This is a genomic window from Neisseria sp. WLZKY-1 (genome assembly GCF_046546535.1).
Taxonomy (GTDB): Bacteria; Pseudomonadota; Gammaproteobacteria; order Burkholderiales; family Neisseriaceae; genus Neisseria.
Genome location: NZ_JBKGTW010000004.1, coordinates 62,306 through 81,908, shown reverse-complemented (window position 1 = coordinate 81,908; position 19,603 = coordinate 62,306). Strand labels below are relative to the sequence as shown.

Annotated in this window: 16 protein-coding genes and 1 pseudogene; 8 read left to right on the top strand and 9 right to left on the bottom strand. The window is 61.7% G+C overall.

Features of this window, described 5'->3' with window-relative positions; translation table 11 throughout:
* Positions 1-15 precede the first annotated feature (15 nt).
* Positions 16-1,545 (bottom strand): AmpG family muropeptide MFS transporter, encoded by a 1,530-nt coding sequence (locus tag ACLD9W_RS02475; protein WP_410840537.1) that lies wholly within the window; start codon positions 1,543-1,545, stop codon positions 16-18.
* A 154-nt stretch (positions 1,546-1,699) separates the two neighbouring features.
* Between ACLD9W_RS02475 and ACLD9W_RS02470 the strand changes: the two genes are divergently transcribed.
* The 3 genes from ACLD9W_RS02470 to ACLD9W_RS02460 all read left to right on the top strand — a co-directional run bounded on the left by ACLD9W_RS02470 (position 1,700) and on the right by ACLD9W_RS02460 (position 4,644).
* The gene (locus tag ACLD9W_RS02470; RefSeq protein ID WP_410840536.1) at positions 1,700-2,569 is read left to right on the top strand and encodes a hypothetical protein; all 870 of its coding nucleotides are present in this window, start codon (positions 1,700-1,702) and stop codon (positions 2,567-2,569) included.
* A gap of 98 nt (positions 2,570-2,667) precedes the next feature.
* On the top strand, positions 2,668-3,960 hold the full coding sequence (locus ACLD9W_RS02465) for a valine--pyruvate transaminase (protein ID WP_410840535.1): 1,293 nt from the start codon (positions 2,668-2,670) through the stop codon (positions 3,958-3,960).
* A gap of 75 nt (positions 3,961-4,035) precedes the next feature.
* On the top strand, positions 4,036-4,644 hold the full coding sequence (locus ACLD9W_RS02460; RefSeq protein WP_410840534.1) for a tellurite resistance TerB family protein: 609 nt from the start codon (positions 4,036-4,038) through the stop codon (positions 4,642-4,644).
* A gap of 233 nt (positions 4,645-4,877) precedes the next feature.
* Here ACLD9W_RS02460 and ACLD9W_RS02455 read toward each other — a convergent pair whose 3' ends face one another.
* The 5 genes from ACLD9W_RS02455 to ACLD9W_RS02435 form a co-directional block, all read right to left on the bottom strand.
* Positions 4,878-5,435: a hypothetical protein gene (locus ACLD9W_RS02455; protein WP_410840533.1), complete on the bottom strand. Its 558-nt coding sequence runs from the start codon at positions 5,433-5,435 to the stop codon at positions 4,878-4,880.
* Between the two features lie 93 nt (positions 5,436-5,528).
* A complete protein-coding gene (locus ACLD9W_RS02450; RefSeq protein ID WP_410840532.1) occupies positions 5,529-6,158 on the bottom strand; it encodes a hypothetical protein in 630 nt (209 codons plus the stop codon).
* 112 nt (positions 6,159-6,270) lie between these two features.
* Entirely contained in the window at positions 6,271-6,711 is a 441-nt protein-coding gene (gene aroQ / locus ACLD9W_RS02445) for a type II 3-dehydroquinate dehydratase (protein WP_410840531.1), read from the bottom strand.
* Between the two features lie 50 nt (positions 6,712-6,761).
* Positions 6,762-7,175, bottom strand: coding sequence for an acyl-CoA thioester hydrolase YciA (gene yciA / locus ACLD9W_RS02440; RefSeq protein ID WP_410840530.1), 414 nt, complete (start codon positions 7,173-7,175; stop codon positions 6,762-6,764).
* 4 nt (positions 7,176-7,179) lie between these two features.
* A complete protein-coding gene (locus tag ACLD9W_RS02435; protein WP_410840529.1) occupies positions 7,180-7,821 on the bottom strand; it encodes a glutathione S-transferase family protein in 642 nt (213 codons plus the stop codon).
* Between the two features lie 258 nt (positions 7,822-8,079).
* On the opposite strand from ACLD9W_RS02435, the gene ACLD9W_RS02430 reads away from it, so the two are divergent.
* From ACLD9W_RS02430 to ACLD9W_RS02410, 5 genes and pseudogenes are all read left to right on the top strand, one after another.
* Positions 8,080-9,735: an ArnT family glycosyltransferase gene (locus tag ACLD9W_RS02430; RefSeq protein ID WP_410840528.1), complete on the top strand. Its 1,656-nt coding sequence runs from the start codon at positions 8,080-8,082 to the stop codon at positions 9,733-9,735.
* A gap of 60 nt (positions 9,736-9,795) precedes the next feature.
* The gene (locus ACLD9W_RS02425; protein ID WP_410840527.1) at positions 9,796-10,266 is read left to right on the top strand and encodes a ricin-type beta-trefoil lectin domain protein; all 471 of its coding nucleotides are present in this window, start codon (positions 9,796-9,798) and stop codon (positions 10,264-10,266) included.
* 65 nt (positions 10,267-10,331) lie between these two features.
* The gene (gene pdxA, locus ACLD9W_RS02420) at positions 10,332-11,303 is read left to right on the top strand and encodes a 4-hydroxythreonine-4-phosphate dehydrogenase PdxA (protein WP_410840526.1); all 972 of its coding nucleotides are present in this window, start codon (positions 10,332-10,334) and stop codon (positions 11,301-11,303) included.
* Positions 11,304-11,465: 162 nt separating this feature from the next.
* The gene (locus tag ACLD9W_RS02415; RefSeq protein WP_410840525.1) at positions 11,466-13,631 is read left to right on the top strand and encodes a TonB-dependent siderophore receptor; all 2,166 of its coding nucleotides are present in this window, start codon (positions 11,466-11,468) and stop codon (positions 13,629-13,631) included.
* A 267-nt stretch (positions 13,632-13,898) separates the two neighbouring features.
* Positions 13,899-15,364: pseudogene (locus ACLD9W_RS02410) on the top strand (DASS family sodium-coupled anion symporter).
* A gap of 65 nt (positions 15,365-15,429) precedes the next feature.
* Here the strand turns inward: ACLD9W_RS02410 and mnmG are convergent.
* The 3 genes from mnmG to ACLD9W_RS02395 all read right to left on the bottom strand — a co-directional run bounded on the left by mnmG (position 15,430) and on the right by ACLD9W_RS02395 (position 19,596).
* The gene (gene mnmG, locus ACLD9W_RS02405) at positions 15,430-17,325 is read right to left on the bottom strand and encodes a tRNA uridine-5-carboxymethylaminomethyl(34) synthesis enzyme MnmG (protein WP_410840566.1); all 1,896 of its coding nucleotides are present in this window, start codon (positions 17,323-17,325) and stop codon (positions 15,430-15,432) included.
* Positions 17,326-17,500: 175 nt separating this feature from the next.
* A complete protein-coding gene (locus tag ACLD9W_RS02400; protein ID WP_410840524.1) occupies positions 17,501-18,676 on the bottom strand; it encodes a DegT/DnrJ/EryC1/StrS family aminotransferase in 1,176 nt (391 codons plus the stop codon).
* 167 nt (positions 18,677-18,843) lie between these two features.
* Positions 18,844-19,596, bottom strand: coding sequence for an acetyltransferase (locus ACLD9W_RS02395; protein WP_410840523.1), 753 nt, complete (start codon positions 19,594-19,596; stop codon positions 18,844-18,846).
* Positions 19,597-19,603 lie beyond the last annotated feature (7 nt).

Sequence of the window (19,603 nt, the reverse complement as noted above, 5' to 3'; positions counted from 1 at the left end):
GCAGAAACGGCCTTTTCAGACGGCCTGATTGTTGCGGTAAATCTTTTTGTCCACCAGATACACCAGCAGCAGCACCGGCAGGCCGAGCAGGGCGGTGAAGAGGAAGAAGCCGGGGTAGCCGATGTTTTCCACCATCGTGCCCGAGTAGCCGCCCAGCGTTTTCGGCAGCAGGGTCATCAGCGAACTCAAAATGGCGTATTGCACGGCGGTGAAGCGGATATTGGTGAGCACCGACAAAAAGGCGACGAACACCGCGCCCGCCAGCCCCGAGGCAAGATTGTCGCTGCCGACGGCCAGATACATCAGCGTCAGATCGCGGCCTTGGTAGGCCAGGGCGACAAAGAGCAGGTTGGTGGCCGCCGCCAGCACCGCGCCCAGCATCATCATTTTCATCAGCGAATAACGCTGCGACAGCGCACCGCCGACAAAACCGCCCGCAATCGCCATCAGCACGCCGAAGGTCTTCACCGCCCAGGCGATTTCCTCTTTGCTGAAGCCCAAGTCCTGATAGAAAACATTGGAAATCACGCCCGCCACGATGTCGGAAATGCGGTAGAGGCCGATTAAGGCCAGAAGCAGCAGGGCTGAGCGGCCGTAGCGGCGGAAAAAATCGGTTACGGGCGACACCCAGGTTTGCACGGCCAAGGCGGCGGGCGCCACCTTCGCCGCCACCAGCAGCGCACCCGCCGCGCCCGCCGCCGCCAGCGCCGAGGCCAGGCGCAGCGTTTCCCAGCCCAGTTTGGCCAGCGCGCCGCCGCCCTCGGGCAGCAGGCTGCCGACCCAAACAAAGGCGGCGACAAAGGCCGACACTGCGCCCAAAAACAGCAGCACCAGCCGCAGATGGTCGAGCGGAGGGCAAGGCGTTTGCGCGGCAGCAGCCGCTTCCGGCTCGCGCATCAGCAGCGTCGTCAGCACGCCCGCCGCCATCAGTGCCGCCATCGCCAGATAAGTCTGCCGCCACGCTTCGTAAGAATAATGATCCGCCGCCGAGCCGAGTTTGGCCGCCAGAAACAGCGCGCCCGCCCCCGACAGCACCATGCCGACGCGGTAGCCCGCGCTGTATGTGGCCGACATCACCGACTGCATCGCCGCATCGCCCGCCGCCGCCTCGATGCGGTAGGCGTCGATAACGATGTCCTGCGTTGCCGAAGAAAAACCCAGCAGCACCGCCGCCGCCGCCATCAGCCGCAAAGCCTGCGGATCGACGGGGTTGACTAGCGCCATCGCCGCCGCCGCCGACACCACGCCCGCCTGCGCCAGCAAAAGCCAGGAGCGCCGCCGTCCGAGCAGGCGGCCGAACAGGGGCAGCGGCAGGGAATTGACCAGCGGCGCCCAGACGAATTTGAAGGAATAGGCCAGTGCCGCCCAGCTGAACATCGTCACCGTATCCCGCGCCACGCCCGCTTCGCGCAGCCACAGCGACAGGCTGGAAAAAATCAGCAAAATGGGCATGCCGGCGGAAATGCCGAGGAAAAACAGGATAATGGCGCGGGAATCGGCGTAGGCGGCAAGGGCGGAACGCCGGCGGGAAGAAGGTTGGTTCATAAGGGATGCGGGTGCGGGCAAAGGCGGCATTGTAGCAAAAAGGCCGTCTGAAAGTTTTCAGACGGCCTTTGCGCTCGGCGGACACCGGATTCCCAAATATTCCGTTGTAAAATGCACGCCCCGAAAGCAATCAACAATTAATAAGGAAAACATCATGCACGACACAGAAAACTATTACGGCTACGGCGGCTACGGCGGCTACGGCAGCGACTACGATAACGGCACGCCCTATCTGCTCGATGCCCCTTCGTGGCGGCCGATAGGCGACATTGCAGTATGGCTCAAACATACGCTGCTGCTGGTCGGCGGTAGGCTGCCCCAGTGGATTTTGGCGATACTGCTGATGCTGGTCAGCATTGTGGTCATGGCATGGGGATCGTTTTTTGCGATGGCCGCGCTGGATATACAAACGGCAGCAGCGCAGCATAAATGGTGGGCTTATGTGCTGTCGTTTGCGGTTCTTTTATTTGTACAGATGCTGCCCCTGCTTTTTGCCGCCGGATTCGTCTCGATAGCGGCGGGGGTGTCGGAAGAGCGATCGTTTGTCTTCGGCCGCCTGTTCAGCGGCTTTGGCGAACGGAAATGGGTATTGGTGAGGCTGTATCTGTTTTGGTTCTTGGCAGCGACGGCCTGTTTGATGGCAGTGGCAAATCTGAAAAATCCCGGCGAGAGCAGGATTTTTTGGGCGCTTGGCGGCATCTTCCCCCTGTTTTTCCTGTGCAACTGGATGTCGCTGCCGCTGATTATGCTGCAAGGAGTGCCTGCTGCCAAAGCCATGTGGATGAGCCTGACAGGCAGCCTGAAAAATATTGTCCAGCTTAGCGTCTTTCTATTGATAACGCTCGTGCTGGGATATGGCGCAGTGACATTGTTGTTGTTCAAAACCGCCAAAATGACAGTCGAACACAACAACCTGATATTTGCGGTCAGCCTGTTGCTGTTTTATGCAGTCGTGTTTCCGCTGCTTCCCGTTATCAGCTACGTCTCCTACCGCAACATCTGGACGACCAGCCCGCTGAAATAAGCATCCCGCAGCGAAAGGCCGTCTGAAAACCGCGTTTGCGGCTTTCAGACGGCCTCCTTGTTATAATCCGCCGCAAGCCAACCCACGAAAGCCCAGCCATGCAATTCTCCCGATTCGGCCAAAAATTCACCCGCCAAAGCGGCATCCTGCAACTGATGGACGACCTCGGCCGCGCCCTGTCCGAAGGCAAACCCGTCAACATGCTCGGCGGCGGCAACCCCGCCCACATTCCCGCCGTGCAGCAGGCCTTTGCCGACACCCTGCGCCAAATCGCCGACAACGGCGCCGCCATCGAAAGCCTGGCCAACTACTCCACCCCCCAGGGCGACGCCCGCCTGATCGCCGCCCTGGCCGCCTACTTCCGCCGCCAATACGGCTGGGACATCGGCGAAGAAAACATCGCCCTGACCAACGGCTCGCAAAACGCCTTCTTCTATCTATTCAACCTGTTCGGCGGCCAATTTGACGATAACAGCGACAAATCCATCCTCCTGCCCTTCGCCCCCGAATACATCGGCTACGCCGACGCCCACATCGACGCCCCCCGCTTCATCGCCGTCCCCCCGCAAATCGAACGCACCGAATACCAAGGCCAAGACGGCTTCTTCAAATACCGCGTCGACTTCCCCGCCCTCGAAAACCTGCCCGAGCTGCAAAACGGCCAAATCGGCGCCATCTGCTGCTCCCGCCCCACTAACCCCAGCGGCAACGTCCTCACCGACAGCGAAATGGCACGCCTCGACGAGCTCGCCCGCGCCCACCACATCCCCCTTATCATCGACAACGCCTACGGCCTGCCCTTCCCCGACATCATCCACGTCCCCGCCCGTCTTGACTGGCACGACAACATCATCCTCTGCTTCAGCCTGTCCAAAACCGGCCTGCCCGGCGTGCGCACCGGCATCGTCGTCGCCGCGCTCGAAGTCATCCGTGCCATTAGCAGCCTGAACGCCATCACCAACCTCGCCCCCACCCGCTTCGGCGCTGCCATCGCCGCCCCCTTAATCGAAAGCGGCAAACTGCAACAACTCTCCGCCGACGAAATCCAACCCTTCTACCAAAAACAGGCCGATCTTGCCGTTTCCATCCTTAAAAAACACTTTTCAGGCAGCCTGAAAGAGCGCCTGCTTATCCACCAACCCGAAGGCGCCATCTTCCTCTGGCTCAACTTCCCCGGCCTGCCCGTCCCCGCGCAAACCCTCTACCAGCGCCTCAAAGCACGTGGCACCCTTATCATCCCCGGCGAGCCCTTCTTTATCGGCTTCGATACTGCAAACTACCCCCACGCCCGCGAATGCATCCGCATCAGCATCGCCCAAAGCGAAGAGACGCTGGAACAAGGTATCGCCGCCATCGCCGACGAAGTGCAACGCGCGTTCGCCGAAGCCTAAACCACTCAGAGGCCGTCTGAAAACCCGTCAAACCGGTTTTCAAACGGCCTCCCACCCAACCGAAAGGACAGCACCATGAACTTCCAAAACCTGCTTAACCAAGTACTCGACGGCGTACAAAAAACCGCCGGCGACAAAAACCTGCTCGGCAAAATCGGCGGCGGCGCGGCCGCAGTCGGCCTCGCCTCCATGCTGCTGGGTAAAAAAACCCGCAAAAACCTGCTGAAAACCGGCTCGTCCGCCGCCCTCGGCGCACTGGCCTACCACGCCTACCAAAGCTGGCAGCAAAGCCGCAACACCGAAGCCCCGCCCGCGCAAAACGCCTTCGCGCCGCAGGGCACGCAAAGCGAAGACAGCGGCCGCCTCATCCTCAAAACCATGATTGCCGCCGCCGCGGCCGACGGCAGCATAGACGAAACCGAACGCAGCCTGATCGAACAGGAAAGCGGCGGCAGCGAAGAGAGCCAATGGCTGCTGGCCGAAACCCGCAACCCCGCCGTCCCCGCCGAACTGGCCGCCCTGGCAGGCGGCGACACCGCCGCCGCAGCCGAAGCCTACCTTGCCGCCCGCATGGTGTGCGGCGAACTCTCGCGCAAAGAAATCGTCTTCCTCTCGCAACTGGCCGACGCCTTCCGCCTCGACCCGCAACTGGTCGAACAGCTCGAAAGACAGGCCGGGTTTTAAACCAATCGAAACAAAAGGCCGTCTGAAAACGTCTGCCCCTTTCGGGATGCGACGTTTTCAGACGGCCTTTTACCGTTTGCCGCCAAGCAGATGCGGCAACGCATTCAGACGGCCTGCGCCGCCGCGTCCGCCCAAACACAGCAGCGGAAAAATTCAGGCCGTCTGAAACAAGGGCGCGGCACGCGCGCAGCTTTCAGACGGCCTGACGGATTACGGCTTCGCATAAGTCGTTTTCAGACGGCCTTTGTGCACCCGTCCACCCATTCGCGCTGCGGATACTCCCAATCGTCGCTTTTCAGCACGAAGCCTTGGATTTCGTCGGGATAACGGCGGACGGTTTCGGCCAGCACGGCGCGGTAGAAACGCAGGGAGAAAACGGTTGCCGCCGACCCCTCGGGCATAAAGCCGACTGCCTGCCACAGACTGCCGTCTGAAACCATCTGCCAGTCCCTGTATTGCAGGGTAACGCTGCCGCGCCCGTTTAACCTGCCTTCGGCGAGATACCAAGCATACACGCCCGCAGGCTCGCTGCTGCCCGGCGGTTCGCCGTCGGCTTCGCCGGTTTCATAGGCATCGGCGTAATCCCACACTTCGCCGCCGTTTTGGTAAGCAAGCAGTCCTTGCGGATCGTCTGCCGCCGCGCCCGCGCCGAATGCGAAGGACGCGCCTTCCCCAAAGCCGCGCACATAAAGCCAACCGAAGGATTGGGGCGCACCGTGCGTGCGTTTGTAGGCGCGGATGCGGAAGACCAGTTGCTCGATAATGGGTTCGACCTCTGCGGGGCTGTCCAAATCAATGACGCTGCCGACAGGCGCAGGTTTTTGCGCGGCGCGGCGGGCGGCAAGCAGGTTTTTCCGGTAGTCCGTATCGCGGGCGTCTTAGTCTTAGTCTTCGTCTTCGCCGTCATACCCGCCGTTTTGCGCCCAAGCAAGAAATTCGTCCGCCACACCCGGCGGGTTGGCGCGTTTTGTCCAGCCGTTGGGCAAATCATAATATTCAAGCTCATGCACCAGCACGGGAATATTGCGGCCGAAGGTGTCGGCAACGGCATTTTCGGCGAACAGTTTTTGCACGGCGGCAATCACGGCTTCGACAAATTCGGCGCGAAAGGTATCGCCTTTGGCGGATACGGTTGCAAAGGCTTCGTCATCGTCGTCCTCAAAAGCGGCTTGGTTTTCTTCTTCGCCGTAGTAGTGCGGCGAGGCGGCAAACCATGCGGCAAGGTCGGCATCGTTTTCCCCGCCGATGATACGCCAAGCCGGAGCGTCTTCCTGCAACCAGTAGGCGTAGTTCCAGCGTGCTTCGGCGGGCGACGAGGCTTGCGCGGCCTGTTCGCGGCAGCGGCTTTCGGTGTTGTAACTGAAGCCGACGCAGGGGTAGCGGTCGTCGTCGTCTTCACAGTGGAAATAAAGGGAAACGGCGTAAATGCCGCCGCGCAGTTGTGTGGGGATATCGGCCAGCGCCTGCCGCAAAAGGTTGTGCAGGCGGGCAGTGTAGCGGGTTTGGTCGGTCATGTTTTTCCTGACGGTGGTGGTTTTCACTTCGTTGAAGCTCCGCTTTCAGACGGCCTGCCATGAGGACGGGAAGGCCGTCTGAAAAGGTTTGCGCTTTATGGCAACCACGCTTTCAGACGGCCTTTGTCTCTACCAAAAAGCGCAGGGCGGCTTCGTAGCCGTAAACGCCCAGTCCGGCAATCACGCCGATGGCGATGTCGGACAGATAAGAGTGATGGCGGAAGGCTTCGCGTTTGTACACATTGGAAATATGCACTTCAACAAAGGGCAGCGCGGTACCGGCCAGTGCGTCGCGCAGGGCGACGCTGGTGTGGGTGTAGGCACCGGCATTGATGATGGCGGCGGCCGCGCCTTCTTCGCGCGCGCGGTGGATGCGGCCGACCAGCTCGCCTTCGCTGTTGCTCTGATAACAGGCAACGGCCACGCCGAGCTGTGCGCCGAGTGCGGCGATGTGTTTTTCGATATCGGCCAGCGTTGTGCTGCCGTATATCTGCGGCTCGCGCGTGCCGAGCAGGTTGAGATTGGGGCCGTTGAGCAGGAGGACGGTTTTCATGGTGCTTTTCCTTCGGGAACAATGGATTTTCAGACGGCCTGCGGCCGCGCTCAGGCACTTTGGCCGACGGGGCGGGGGCGGCCGTTTTCGTCGATGGCGACGTAGGTGAACAGGGCTTCGGTTACCAGCCGCTGTTCGTCGAAATCGGCGAAGGATGCGGAGTGCACCCACACTTCGATGTGTATCTGCATCGAGGTGTTGCCCGTTTTCACCAGCGTGCCGTAGCAGCCGACGATGTCGCCGACGGCGACGGGACGGTGGAAGACGATTTTGTCGGCGGCTACGGTGACGATGCGACCGCGGGCGGTTTCGCAGGCGAGGATGCCGCCGGCGATGTCCATCTGCGACATCAGCCAGCCGCCGAAAATGTCACCGTTGGGGTTGGTGTCGGCGGGGCGGGTCATGGTGCGCAGCAGCAGGCTGCCCTGCGGTTCGGTGCGGGTTGGTGCGTCTTGCTTGTTCATGTGTTTACTCCTGTCGTGCGGTTTCGATTTCTTTGAGGCCGTCTGAAAGCCATTCTTTCATGGCAGGCAGCGCCAACAGGCGTTGTGCATACGCCTTCGCCGCGCCGCTGAGGGCGTCTTCCAGTCCGTGGTTGGCCAGACGCAGCGCCACGGGCGCGTAAAAGGCGTCAACCGCGCCGAAGTGTTCTGCGGCGAGAAAATCTCCGCCGAAACGGCCGAGGCCTTCGTTCCACAATGCGCCGATGCGCTCGAGGTTGCGGCGCAGGCCGGGCGTGAGGGCGGGGGTGTCGGCGCGCAGCAGGGTGAAGTTGCAGACGCTGCGCATCACGGCGAAGCCGCTGTGCATTTCCGCTGCGGCGGAGCGCGCCCAGGCGCGGGCTTCGGCGTCCTGCGGCCAGATGTGCAGATGGCGCTCGGCCAGATACTCGGCGATGGCGAGGCTGTCCCACACCACCGTGCCGCCGTCGTGCAGCGCGGGCACTTGCGAAGTGGGTGAAAACGGCCGCCACTGCGCCCGCTGCGCGTCTTTGTCGTCGATAAAATGGTGCAGCGCTTCCTCAAAGGGGATGCCGCAGGCCTTCATCAGCAGCCAGGGACGCAGCGACCATGACGAGATGTGTTTGCTGCCGATATGCAGTCGGTACATATTTCTTCCTTCCGTTTTTCTTGTGGACATAAGGCCGTCTGAAACACAGACGGCCGCGCCATTTTAGCCCGAACGGCAGGCGGCGCGAAACGGGCGGTGCGTTTGGATTTTGTCGAAACCCGGCTTTGAAACGCCGCTTTCAGACGGCCGCGCAAACGTCAGGCCGTCTGAAAGCGAAATTCCGACGGCGTGAGGCTTTCAGACGGCCTCACGCCGTTTTTGTTACACTAGGGGTTGTTTTCCCCCGATAGAAAAACGATGCTGACCTACACCCCGCCCGAGATGCGCGCCGCGCCGCCGACGCATGAAAAACCGTGGATTCTGCTGCTTTTGGTCTTCGCCTGGCTGTGGCCGGGCGTGTTTTCGCACGACCTGTGGAAACCCGACGAAATTGCGGCCAACGAAGCGGTGAAACACGCGCTTTCGGGCGGCGGCTGGTGGCTGGCGCGGGGTTTGGACGGCGCACCCGAGGCCGGTCTGCCCTTTGTTTACGTCTGGCTGGCGGCGCAATGCCGCACGCTGTTCTCGCCGTGGCTTGCCGACGCCTATTCGGCGATGCGGCTGGCGGGCGTGTTTTTCACCGTGATTGGGCTGAGCGGCTGCGGCATGGCGGGCTTCCATCTGGCGGGGCGGCATCAGGGGCGCAGCGTGGTGCTAATTTTGATCGGCTGCGCCGGGCTGATTACCAACGCGCACCTGCTCGGCGGCGTGTCGGTGCAGTTTGCCGCGCTGGGGCTGTGCCTGTACGGACTGTCGGTGGCGCGGCGGCGGGCGATGTTCGCCGCGCTGCTTTTGGGCTCGGGCTGGGCGCTGTTGTCGGTGTCGGCGGGCTGGCTGGTGACGGCGGTGCTGATGTTTTCGGCTTTTGCCCTGCCGCTGGCGCCGCAATGGCGCAGCCGCCGTTTCGCAGCGGCGCTGGCGGGCGCGGCGGCGCTGGCGCTGCCGCTGGCGGCGCTCTATCCGCTCTCGCTGCACCGCGCTTCGCCCGCCGCTTTCGACTGGTGGCTGCGGCAAAACGCGTTCGGCGTGTTCGGCGGTACGGAAACGTTTGCGCTGTCGTTTTCGCCCGTCTATTACCTGAAAAACCTGCTGTGGTTTGCCTTCCCCGCCTGGCCGCTGGCCTTGTGGACGTGCAGCCGCCGCGGCTTTTGGCGCGAAGACTGGGCGGCGCCCGCCGTGTTATGGGCTGCGGCGGCCTTGGCGCTGGCCTCGTGCACGCCCGCACACGACGCCGACAATCTCATCTGGCTGCTGCCGCCGCTCTCGCTTTTGGGCGCGGTGCGCCTCGATGCGCTGCGGCGCGGCGCGGCGGCGTTTTTCAACTGGTTCGGCATCATGATTTTCGGCCTCTTGGCGGCGTTTTTATGGCTGGGCTGGCTGGCGATGAATTTCGGCTGGCCGGCGAAGTTGGCCGAACGCTCGGCCTATTTCAGCCCGTATTACGTACCCGATTTCGACTGGATGCCGATGATTGTCGCCGTGCTGTTCACGCCCTTGTGGGTGCTGGCGGTGCGGCGGCGCAAGGTGCGCGGGCGGCAGGCGGTGACAAACTGGGCGGCGGGCATGACGCTGGTGTGGGCGCTGCTGATGACGCTGTTTCTGCCCTGGCTCGACGCGGCCAAAAGCTACCGCCCTGTGGTGGAGCGCATGGAAGCCGCCGCGCCCGCCGCGCTCAAATCAGGCACGGAGTGCCTCGCCGTCGCCCGCGACGCCTACGCCGTGCGCACCGCCTGGGGCGAATACGGCAGCCTGCCGCTTGCCGTCGGCGGCGAAGCCTCCTGCCGCTACCGCCTGATCCGCAGCGAGCAGGCCGACGAAGCCGCCCCCGCAGGCTGGCGCGTGCTGTGGCAGGGTGCGCGCCCGCGCAGCAAACACGAGTTTTTCAGGCTTTTGGAAAAACAAGAGGCCGTCTGAAAAACCTGCTTCGCAGGTTTTTCAGACGGCCATCCCGTTTATCCGATGAAAGGAGCAACCATGAAAACCATCGCAACCATCCTGTCCGCCCTGCTTTTGGCGGCCTGCAACGTCTATCTGCCAGAGCAGGCGGCAACGGGCGGCGCGCCGCTGGTTGTTTTGCCCGACGCAACGCCCGCACGCGGCCTGATTCGCACGGGCGGCGGCGAATGTCTCGACGTCCACGGCGGCGACGGCAAAACCCTGATCCGCCACGCCTGCCACGGCCGCGCCAACCAGCAGTTCCGTTTTGACGCGGCAAGCGGCACCATCCGCCAAAACGGCGGCTGCCTCGATGTGGCGGGCGGGGAGCAGCGCGAGGGCACGCCCGTTATCCTCTACCGCTGCCACGGCGGCCGCAACCAGCAGTGGTATGACGAAGGCGCCGCGCTGGTAGCGGCCGCCAATCCGGCTCTGTGCCTCGACGCTTCCGACAGCCGCATCACCGTGCGCCGCTGTAACGGCAGCCCCGCCCAAACCTTCTTTTGGTAAATGTGTCTGAGGCCGTCTGAAACCACGGTGGCCGACGATTCGACAGTCAAGCAAACGGAAATCCCATGAACCTCCCCATTCTCGCCGTCACCTCGGGCGAACCCACCGGCATCGGCCCCGACGTCTGCCTCGGTTTGGCGGAACACGACCTGCCCTGCCGCCCCGTCATCCTTGCCGACAAACATTTGTTGGCCGAACGCGCCGCGCAGTTGGGCAAAAACGTGCGCCTGCGCGATTACGCGCCGGACAACCGCGCCGAAGCGGGCACGCTGGAAGTGCTGCACATCCCGCTGGCCGCACCGTGCCAGGCAGGCCGTCTGAACGCCGCCAACGCGCCCTATGTGCTGCAACTGCTCGACACGGCATACGAAGGCATCGTGCGCGGCGAATTTGCCGCGATGGTGACCGCGCCGCTGCACAAGGGCATCATCAACGAGGCGACGGGCGTGTTTTTCAGCGGCCACACCGAATATCTGGCGGAAAAAAGCGGCACGGATCGAGTGGTGATGATGCTCGCGGGCGGCGGCCTGCGCGTGGCGCTGGTAACGACCCATCTGCCGCTGAAAGACGTTGCCGCCGCCGTGAGCTTCGACGCCGTGTGCGAAACCGCGCGCATCCTGCACCGCGATTTGCGCGGCAAATTCAAAATCGCCGCTCCGCGCATACTGGTGGCCGGGCTGAACCCGCACGCGGGCGAGGGCGGCCATTTGGGGCACGAGGAAAACGACGTCATTATCCCCGCGCTGGACAAGCTGCGCGGCGAAGGACTGGACGTGCGCGGCCCCTATCCCGCCGACACGCTGTTCCAGCCCTTTATGCTCAAAGATGCCGACGCGGTGCTGGCGATGTACCACGACCAGGGTCTGCCCGTGTTGAAATACGCCTCCTTCGGGCGCGGCGTGAACATCACCCTCGGCCTGCCCTTCGTGCGCACCTCCGTCGACCACGGCACGGCGCTCGATCTGGCGGGCACGGGCAGAGCCGACGGCGGCAGCCTCGTCACCGCCGTTCAGACGGCCTTGGAGATGGTCGGCTGACATTCGGCTTTGGCAAGATAAGAGGCCGTCTGAAAACCCAAAACAGGGTTTTCAGACGGCCTCTTTCGTTACTCGGCAATGTTATACATTGCAAATTCCAATGTAGCAAACAGACGGTTTAGGTTAAAATCGCGAGCTTTTTTGCAATTAAACGGAAAAAATATGTTACCAAAACGCAATAAACTGCAACGACTCTCTGCCGCCGTTGCCGCCGCTCTGCTGCTGCCCGCCCAAGCCCTCGCCGACACCGGCGCGGTTGTCGAAAGCGACGCGCTCGAACACGTCCATGTGCGCGAAACCGCCAAACAACACACCAGCAACTACACCGTGCCCGCCAGCTCGGCCGCCACCGGCATGAAGCTCACCCAGCGTGAAACGCCGCAATCGCTCTCGGTAATGACCGAGCGGCAGATTGAAGACCAAAGCCTCGACACCCTGCAGGAAGCCTTGAAGCAAACCCCCGGCCTCTACCACAGCAAAATGGGCAACAACGCCACCGGCGACAGCAACTTCGCCTCGCGCGGCATTCCCATCGACAGCATCACGGTGGACGGAAAATCCAAATTCTTCTACGAATCCAACAACATCCGCCGCGCCACCAACAATCTCGACAGCGCGCTTTACGAAGAAATCACCGTGATACGCGGCGCGTCCGGCCTTGCCAATGGCGGCATGGGCGAAACCGGCGGCACGATTACCCTCACGCGCAAACAGCCGCGCACGCAGAGCGCCGTCAGCATCGGCGCAGACCTCGGCTCATGGCGGCACACCCGCCTGAACCTCGATGCCAACGGCGCACTCAACAGCAGCAAAACCCTGCTCGGCCGCGCCGTCATCGTGAGCGACCACGGCGGCGACTACCTGCCCCGCTCCTCGCGCCACAACCACACCCTTTACGGCGTGTTGGCCTACGACCTAAGCCCGCAAACCCGCCTGAGCACCGGTGCGGAAATCCACGCCGACCGCAGCAGCGGCAGCTCGCGCTTCAGCTACCTCACCATCGCAGGCAACGAAGACGACGGCTTCGCCCCCTTTGACGCCTCGCCGCGCAACAACTCCTCCGCCCGCTGGGCATACAGCCGCGACAACAGCAGCGAAATCTTCGCCTCGGTCAAACACGAATTCGACAACGGCTGGACGCTCAAAGGCGATTACAGCTACACGCAAGGCCGCTACGAGCAGCTCTCCGGCATCGCCGGCCCCTTTGTCATCAACCGCGACTTCTCCGGCGAATTCAACGCCGATTTCGGCAAAGGCCGTCTGAAAGAACACAACTTCAGCCTCAAACTCGACGGCAGCTATCCCCTTTTCGGCCGCCGCCACGACTTCAGCGCCGGCATCGGCTATCTGCAAAGCAAAGACAAATTATCGGTTTACCGCGACATCGATTTGCCCATCAAAGATTTACGCCGCTTTGACGGCAACATCGCCAAACCCGAGTTTGAATACCAGAGCGACGGCTTTGAAAACACCCGCAACCTCACCGCCTCCGCCGCCACCCGCCTGCGCCTGACCGACCGCTGGTCGCTCTTGGCCGGCGGCCGCTACACCCGTTGGCAATACCATTACGCCACGCGGCGCAACAAATTTGCCGACGACACACGCACCAGCCGCGTTTTCATCCCCTATTTGGGCACGACTTACGATTTCACGCCCCACCTCGCCGCCTACGCAAGCTACACCACCGTTTTCCGCCCGCAGGTACACGCCCTCGACATCAACGGCAACCCGCTCGACCCGCAGCGCGGCAAAACCTACGAAGCAGGCATCAAAGGCGCATGGTACGGAGGCCGTCTGAACGCCGCCGCCGCCGTATTCCTCAACCGCCGCGACGGCTTGGCCGTGAAAGCAGGCAAAATCGACAAACGCGACTACTACCGCGCCGAAAACCACACCAAAAACAAAGGCTGGGAACTCTCGCTCGGCGGCCGTCTGAACGAGCGCTGGCTCATCAACACTTCCTACGCCCGCTCCAAAACCCGCGACAGCAAAGGCAATCGCATCGAAACCTCGTACCCGGTACACCTGTTCAAACTCTTCACCAGCTACGATGTTACCGACCGCCTCACGCTCGGCGGCAACGTCAACTGGCAGAGCCAGATCGACACCATCGACGAATACGCCCCCAAAGAGCCGGCCGCCCGCGCCGCCCTTGCCCAACGCGCCTACGCCACTTTGGATTTGAGCGCCAAATACCGCTTGGGCAAAAGCACGTTCGTCTCGCTGTACGCCGAAAACGTGTTCGACAAAAAATACAAAACCATGCCCGACATCCACGTGTACGGCACACCGCGCAGCTACACCTTCTCGGTGAAGCATACGTTCTAAACCGCAAGACACCGCGGCAGACAGAGGCCGTCTGAAAACCCGATTAAAAGGTTTTCAGACGGCCTTTTTGCTTTTCAGACGGCCTTGCTGCCGCGCGCAGCATTTTCTGTAACTATCTTTCCCAACTCTTACGCTTGCCGCCGTTTTCCCGCATTTTTTTGTAATCCGATTACAAAAACGGCACGGCAGGCGTATAGTCCGCCTGTCTCTTTTCTTTCCACAGGCGCCGTTTCGCGTGCGCCATCCAAGCAAAAAAGGAGTTCCATTATGGACAAGCTCGGTTTCAAACCGCTGCCCGCCGCTGTGGCGGTGGGGCTGGCGCTGCTGATTTGGTTTGCCGTTCCCGTGCCCGCAGGCGTGACGCCGCAGGCATGGCATCTTTTGGCGATGTTTGTCGGCGTGATTGCGGCGATTATCGGCAAGGCGATGCCCATCGGCGCGCTGTCGATGGTGGCCATCATGCTGGTGGCGGTCACGGGCGTAACCAACGACAAGCCCGACGCAGCGGTCAAAGACGCGCTGTCGAGTTTCGCCAACCCGCTTATCTGGCTGATCGGCGTGTCCATCATGATTTCGCGCGGCATCCTGAAAACCGGCCTCGGCGCGCGCATCGGCTATTACTTCATATCCCTGTTCGGCAAAAAAACGCTGGGCATCGGCTACAGCCTCGCGCTCTCGGAGCTGATACTCGCGCCGGTAACGCCGAGCAACACCGCGCGCGGTGGCGGCATCATCCACCCCGTGATGAAGGCCATCGCTTCGAGCTACGATTCCGACCCGGAAAAAGGCACGCAAAACCGCATGGGCAAATATCTGGCGCTGGTGAACTACCACAGCAACCCCATCACCTCGGCCATGTTCATCACCGCCACCGCGCCCAATCCGCTGGTGGTGGACATCATCGCCAAAGCTACCGGCAACGACATTCATCTGAGCTGGGGCACTTGGACGCTGGCGATGCTGCTGCCGGGTCTGGCCGCCATGGCGCTGATGCCGCTGGTGATATATTTCCTCTGCCCGCCCGAAATCAAGGCCACGCCCAACGCGGCGCAGTTTGCCAAAGACCGTCTGACCGAACAGGGCCGATGAACCGCGGCGAAAAAATCATGCTCGCTATCTTCGCCCTGCTGCTCGTTCTGTGGGCGGGCGTGCCCGCCATGCTGCTGGGCAGCGCCTTTGCCGTCGACCCCACCGCCACCGCCTTCATCGGCCTCTCGCTGCTTTTGCTCTCGGGCGTGTTGAGCTGGGACGACGTGCTGAAAGAAAAAAGCGCGTGGGACACGATTACCTGGTTTGCCGCCCTCGTGATGATGGCTACCTTCCTCAACAAGCTCGGCCTGATTGCCTGGTTTTCCGACGCGCTCAAAACGGGCATCGAGCAAACCGGCATGGGCTGGGCGGGCGCATCGGCGCTGCTGATTCTGGTGTATCTGTACGCGCACTATATGTTCGCCAGCACCACCGCCCACATCACCGCCATGTTCGCCGCCTTCTACGGCGCGGGCTTGGCGCTGGGCGCGCCGCCGATAGTGTTCGGCCTGATGATGGCCGCCGCTTCCAGCCTGATGATGACGCTCACCCACTACGCCACCGGCACCGCCCCCGTGGTGTTCGGCTCGGGCTACACCACGCTGGGCGAATGGTGGAAAACCGGCTTCGTCATGAGCGTTGCCAATCTGCTGGTGTTCACCATCGTCGGCGGCATCTGGTGGAAAGTGCTGGGCTACTGGTAAAGCGCATCCGCTAAGGAGCGGCATAAAAAGGCCGTCTGAAAACGTTTTCAGACGGCCTTTTTGCCTTATTCAGCGTCTTTAAACCCGCGTTTCAAATGCACCATCAACAGCGCGACGGCGGCGGGCGTTACCCCCGAAATGCGCGATGCCTGCCCCAGCGTTTCGGGGCGGTGTTGGTTGAGTTTCTGCTGCACTTCTGCCGACAAGCCTTTGATTTTGCTGTAATCGATGTCGTCGGGCAGCTTTAAGGTTTCAATATCGCGGCGGTTGTTGATTTCTTCCTGCTGGCGGTCGATGTAGCCTTGGTATTTGACTTGGATTTCCACTTGTTCCACCACGTCGTCGGCAAGGCTTTCAGACGGCATGGCATCGGGCAGGGTCATTAGGGCGGCGTAGTCCACATTGGGGCGGCGCAACAGGTCGTGCAGGTTGGCTTCGCGGCTCAATTTTTGCCCGAACACGCGCAGTTGTTCAGACTCGGGCAGCTTTTGCGGGGTGTACCAGGTGGATTTGAGCCGCTGGATTTCGCGCTCGACGGCTTCGCGTTTTTCGTTGAACGCGCGCCATTGGGCTTCGCCGATTAAGCCGATTTTGTGGCCGTCTTCGGTGAGCCGCATATCGGCGTTGTCTTCGCGCAGTTGCAATCGGTATTCGGCACGGCTGGTGAACATACGATACGGCTCGTTCACGCCTTTGGTAATCAAGTCGTCAACCAATACGCCGAGATACGCCTGTTCGCGGCGCAGAATCAGCGGCGCTTGTTCGCGCACATACTGCACGGCGTTGGCACCCGCGAGCAAGCCTTGTGCGGCGGCTTCTTCGTAGCCGGTGGTGCCGTTGATTTGTCCGGCGAAGAAGAGGCCTTGGATGGTTTTGGTTTCGAGGCTGGCTTTGAGGTTGCACGGGTCGAAGTAGTCGTATTCGATGGCGTAGCCGGGGCGCAGGATATGGGCGTTTTCCAAGCCTTTCATGCTGCGAACGAGCGCGATTTGGATGTCGAACGGCAGGCTGGTGGAGATGCCGTTGGGGTAGTATTCGTGGGTGGTCAGGCCTTCGGGTTCGAGGAAAATCTGGTGGCTGTCTTTGTCGGCAAAGCGGTTGATTTTGTCTTCGATGGACGGGCAGTAGCGCGGGCCGACGCCTTCGATTTTGCCGGTAAACATCGGGCTGCGGTCAAAGCCGCTGCGGATAATGTCGTGTGTTTTCAAATTGGTATGCGTAATCCAGCACGACACTTGGCGCGGGTGCATGGCGGCGTTGCCGCGCACGGACATCACGGGAGTCGGCGTGTCGCCCGGCTGCTCGGTGAGTTGGGAAAAATCAATCGTACGCCCGTCAATGCGCGGCGGCGTGCCGGTTTTCAGACGGCCTTGCGGCAGCTTCAGCTCTTTCAGGCAGCCTGAAAGCGACTGCGCGGCAGGGTCGCCCGCGCGTCCGCCGGAATAGTTTTCCAAACCGATGTGGATTTTGCCGGCAAGAAACGTGCCGGCGGTCAGCACCACGGCGCGGGCTTGGAACACCACGCCCATCGCGGTTTTCACGCCCGACACGCGTCCGCCGTCAAGCAGGATGTCGTCCACCGCTTGCTGGAACAAGTCCAAATTCGGCTGGTTTTCCAGCATCTCGCGGATGGCGGCTTTGTAGAGAATGCGGTCGGCCTGGGCGCGGGTGGCGCGTACCGCCGCGCCTTTGCTGGCGTTGAGGCGGCGGAATTGGATGCCCGACATATCGGTCGCCAACGCCATCGCGCCGCCGAGCGCATCGACTTCGCGCACCAGATGCCCTTTGCCGATGCCGCCGATCGACGGGTTGCAGGACATCTGCCCGAGCGTTTCAATGTTGTGGGTAAGCAGCAGCGTTTGCGCGCCCATGCGTGCGGCAGCCAGCGCGGCCTCTGTGCCGGCGTGGCCGCCGCCGACGATGATGACGTCGTAGGTTTTGGGGTAAACAATGGTGGACATTTGGAGGTGTGCTTTCGGGGTTTCAGACGGCCTCTGTTTGGGATGGAGGCCGTCTGAAAAGGGTTGTTCGCAAAAAAGAAAGGCGCGGATTGTACGCGCTTTTGCCACAAGGAGCGAAAGGCCGTCTGAAAACCGGTTTTACGGCTTTTCAGACGGCCTCTATTTTCAGACGGCCTCAGGCCGAAGCTTCGGCCAAAACGGCTGCGATGTTGTCGCAGCAGAAGCGGATTTCCTCGTCGGTGAGCGTGGGGTGCACGAGGAACATCAGGCTGGTGTCGCCCAATTCGACGGCGTTTTTCAGACGGCCTTCGGGCCGCCACGGCGTGCCGTCGAAGGCTTTTTCCAGATAAACCTCCGAGCAGCTTCCCTGATAGCAGGGCACTTTACGCTCGTTTAATTCGTTCATGATACGGTCGCGCGTCCAGCCCTGTTTGAGTTTTTCGGGGCGCACAAAGGCGTAAAACTTGTATTGCGCGTGTTCGATGTAGTCGGGGATTTTTACCAGGCGGATGCAGTCAAACTGGGTTAGCGTTTCGGCCAGCTTTGCGGCGTTTTCGCGGCGGCGCGCCGTCCATTGCCCCATACGGCGAAGCTGGATGCGGCCGATGACGGCCTGCATTTCCATCATGCGCCAGTTGGTGCCGAAGCTCTCGTGCAGCCAGCGGAATCCGGGCGGGTGTGGGCGGTGGTACACCGCATCGTAGCTTTTGCCGTGGTCTTTGTACGACCACATTTTTTCCCACAATTCTTTATTGTTGGTCGTGACCATGCCGCCTTCGCCGCCGGTGGTCATGATTTTGTCCTGGCAGAACGACCACGCGCCGATGTGGCCGATAGAGCCTACCGGTTTGCCTTTGTAACGTGCGCCGTGGGCTTGGGCGCAGTCTTCGATGACCCACAGATTGTGTTTTTCGGCCAATTCCATAATCGCGTCCATTTCGGCGGGCATACCGGCGAGGTGGACGACGATGACGGCTTTGGTGTTGGGGGTTAAGGCCGTCTGAATGGTGTCGGCGGTGATGTTTTGGCTGTTTAAATCGACATCGGCAAACACAGGGTTGGCGCCTGCGGTAACGATGCAGGAGGCGGAGGCGAGAAAGGTGCGCGAGGTAACAATCACATCGTCGCCCGCGCCTATGCCTACCGCTTTGAGGGCAACGTCCAGCGCCAGCGTGCCGTTGGCGAGGGCGACGGCGTATTGCGTGCCGGCAAAGGCGGCGAATTCTTTTTCAAACTCGCGGCATTCGCTGCCCGTCCAGTAGTTGACTTTGTTGGACAGTAAAACGCGCGATACGGCATCGGCTTCTTCTTGGGTGAAGCTCGGCCAGGGGGAGAGGGAAGTGTTCAGCATAAGGTTCTTTCTTTTTTCAGATGGCCTATCCGTCGTTTTTGTCAGACGGCGTAATATCGAAAACCTGCAAGGCCGCTTCGGCCAAAGTCAGCAATACATCAATCAGTCACATTTCGGGTTTTTCTCTAACAGACCGTCTGAATACTTTCAGACGGCCTCTTTAATATTCAGCGCAGCACCCGCGCGGGCACGCCGGCGACAGTCAGGCCGTCTGCCACATCGCCCACCACCGCCGCGCCTGCGCCGACGGTGACGTCGCTGCCGATACGCACCTGCTGGCGGGTGCACGCGCCTATGCCTATCCAACTATCTTCGCCGACCGCCGTGCCGCCCGCCAGATGCGCGCCCGGGCTGATGTGGACGAATGCGCCCAGCGTGCAGTCGTGGTCGACCGTGGCGGCGGTGTTGACGATGCAGCCTTCGCCCAAGCGGCTACCGGGCTGGACGACGGCTTGGGCGAACACGGCGCAGCCGCCGCCCAGTTCGGCAAACGGCGCGACAACGGCGCTCGGGTGGACGATGTCGGGCAATTCGAATCCCAGCGTTTTCAGACGGCCGAACAGCCGCCGCCGCGCCGCGTTGTCGCCGACGGCCACGGCGGCTTGGTATGCGTCGGGGGCAACGCGGCTGCCGAGCAGTTCCGTGCCGCCCAAAACGGGCAGGCCGATAACGGTATCGCCTGCGGTGCGGGCGTCGTCGAGAAACACAATCCGCGCCCACTGCGCGGCAGCCAGCGCGGTGGCCGCCAACACTTTGCCGTGGCCGCCCGCGCCGATAATGACGAGGTTTTTGCTGTCCATTGCGGTGCGGGCGTCGTCGAGAAACACAATCCGCGCCCACTGCGCGGCAGCCAGCGCGGTGGCCGCCAACACTTTGCCGTGGCCGCCCGCGCCGATAATGACGAGGTTTTTGCTGTCCATAAAACGC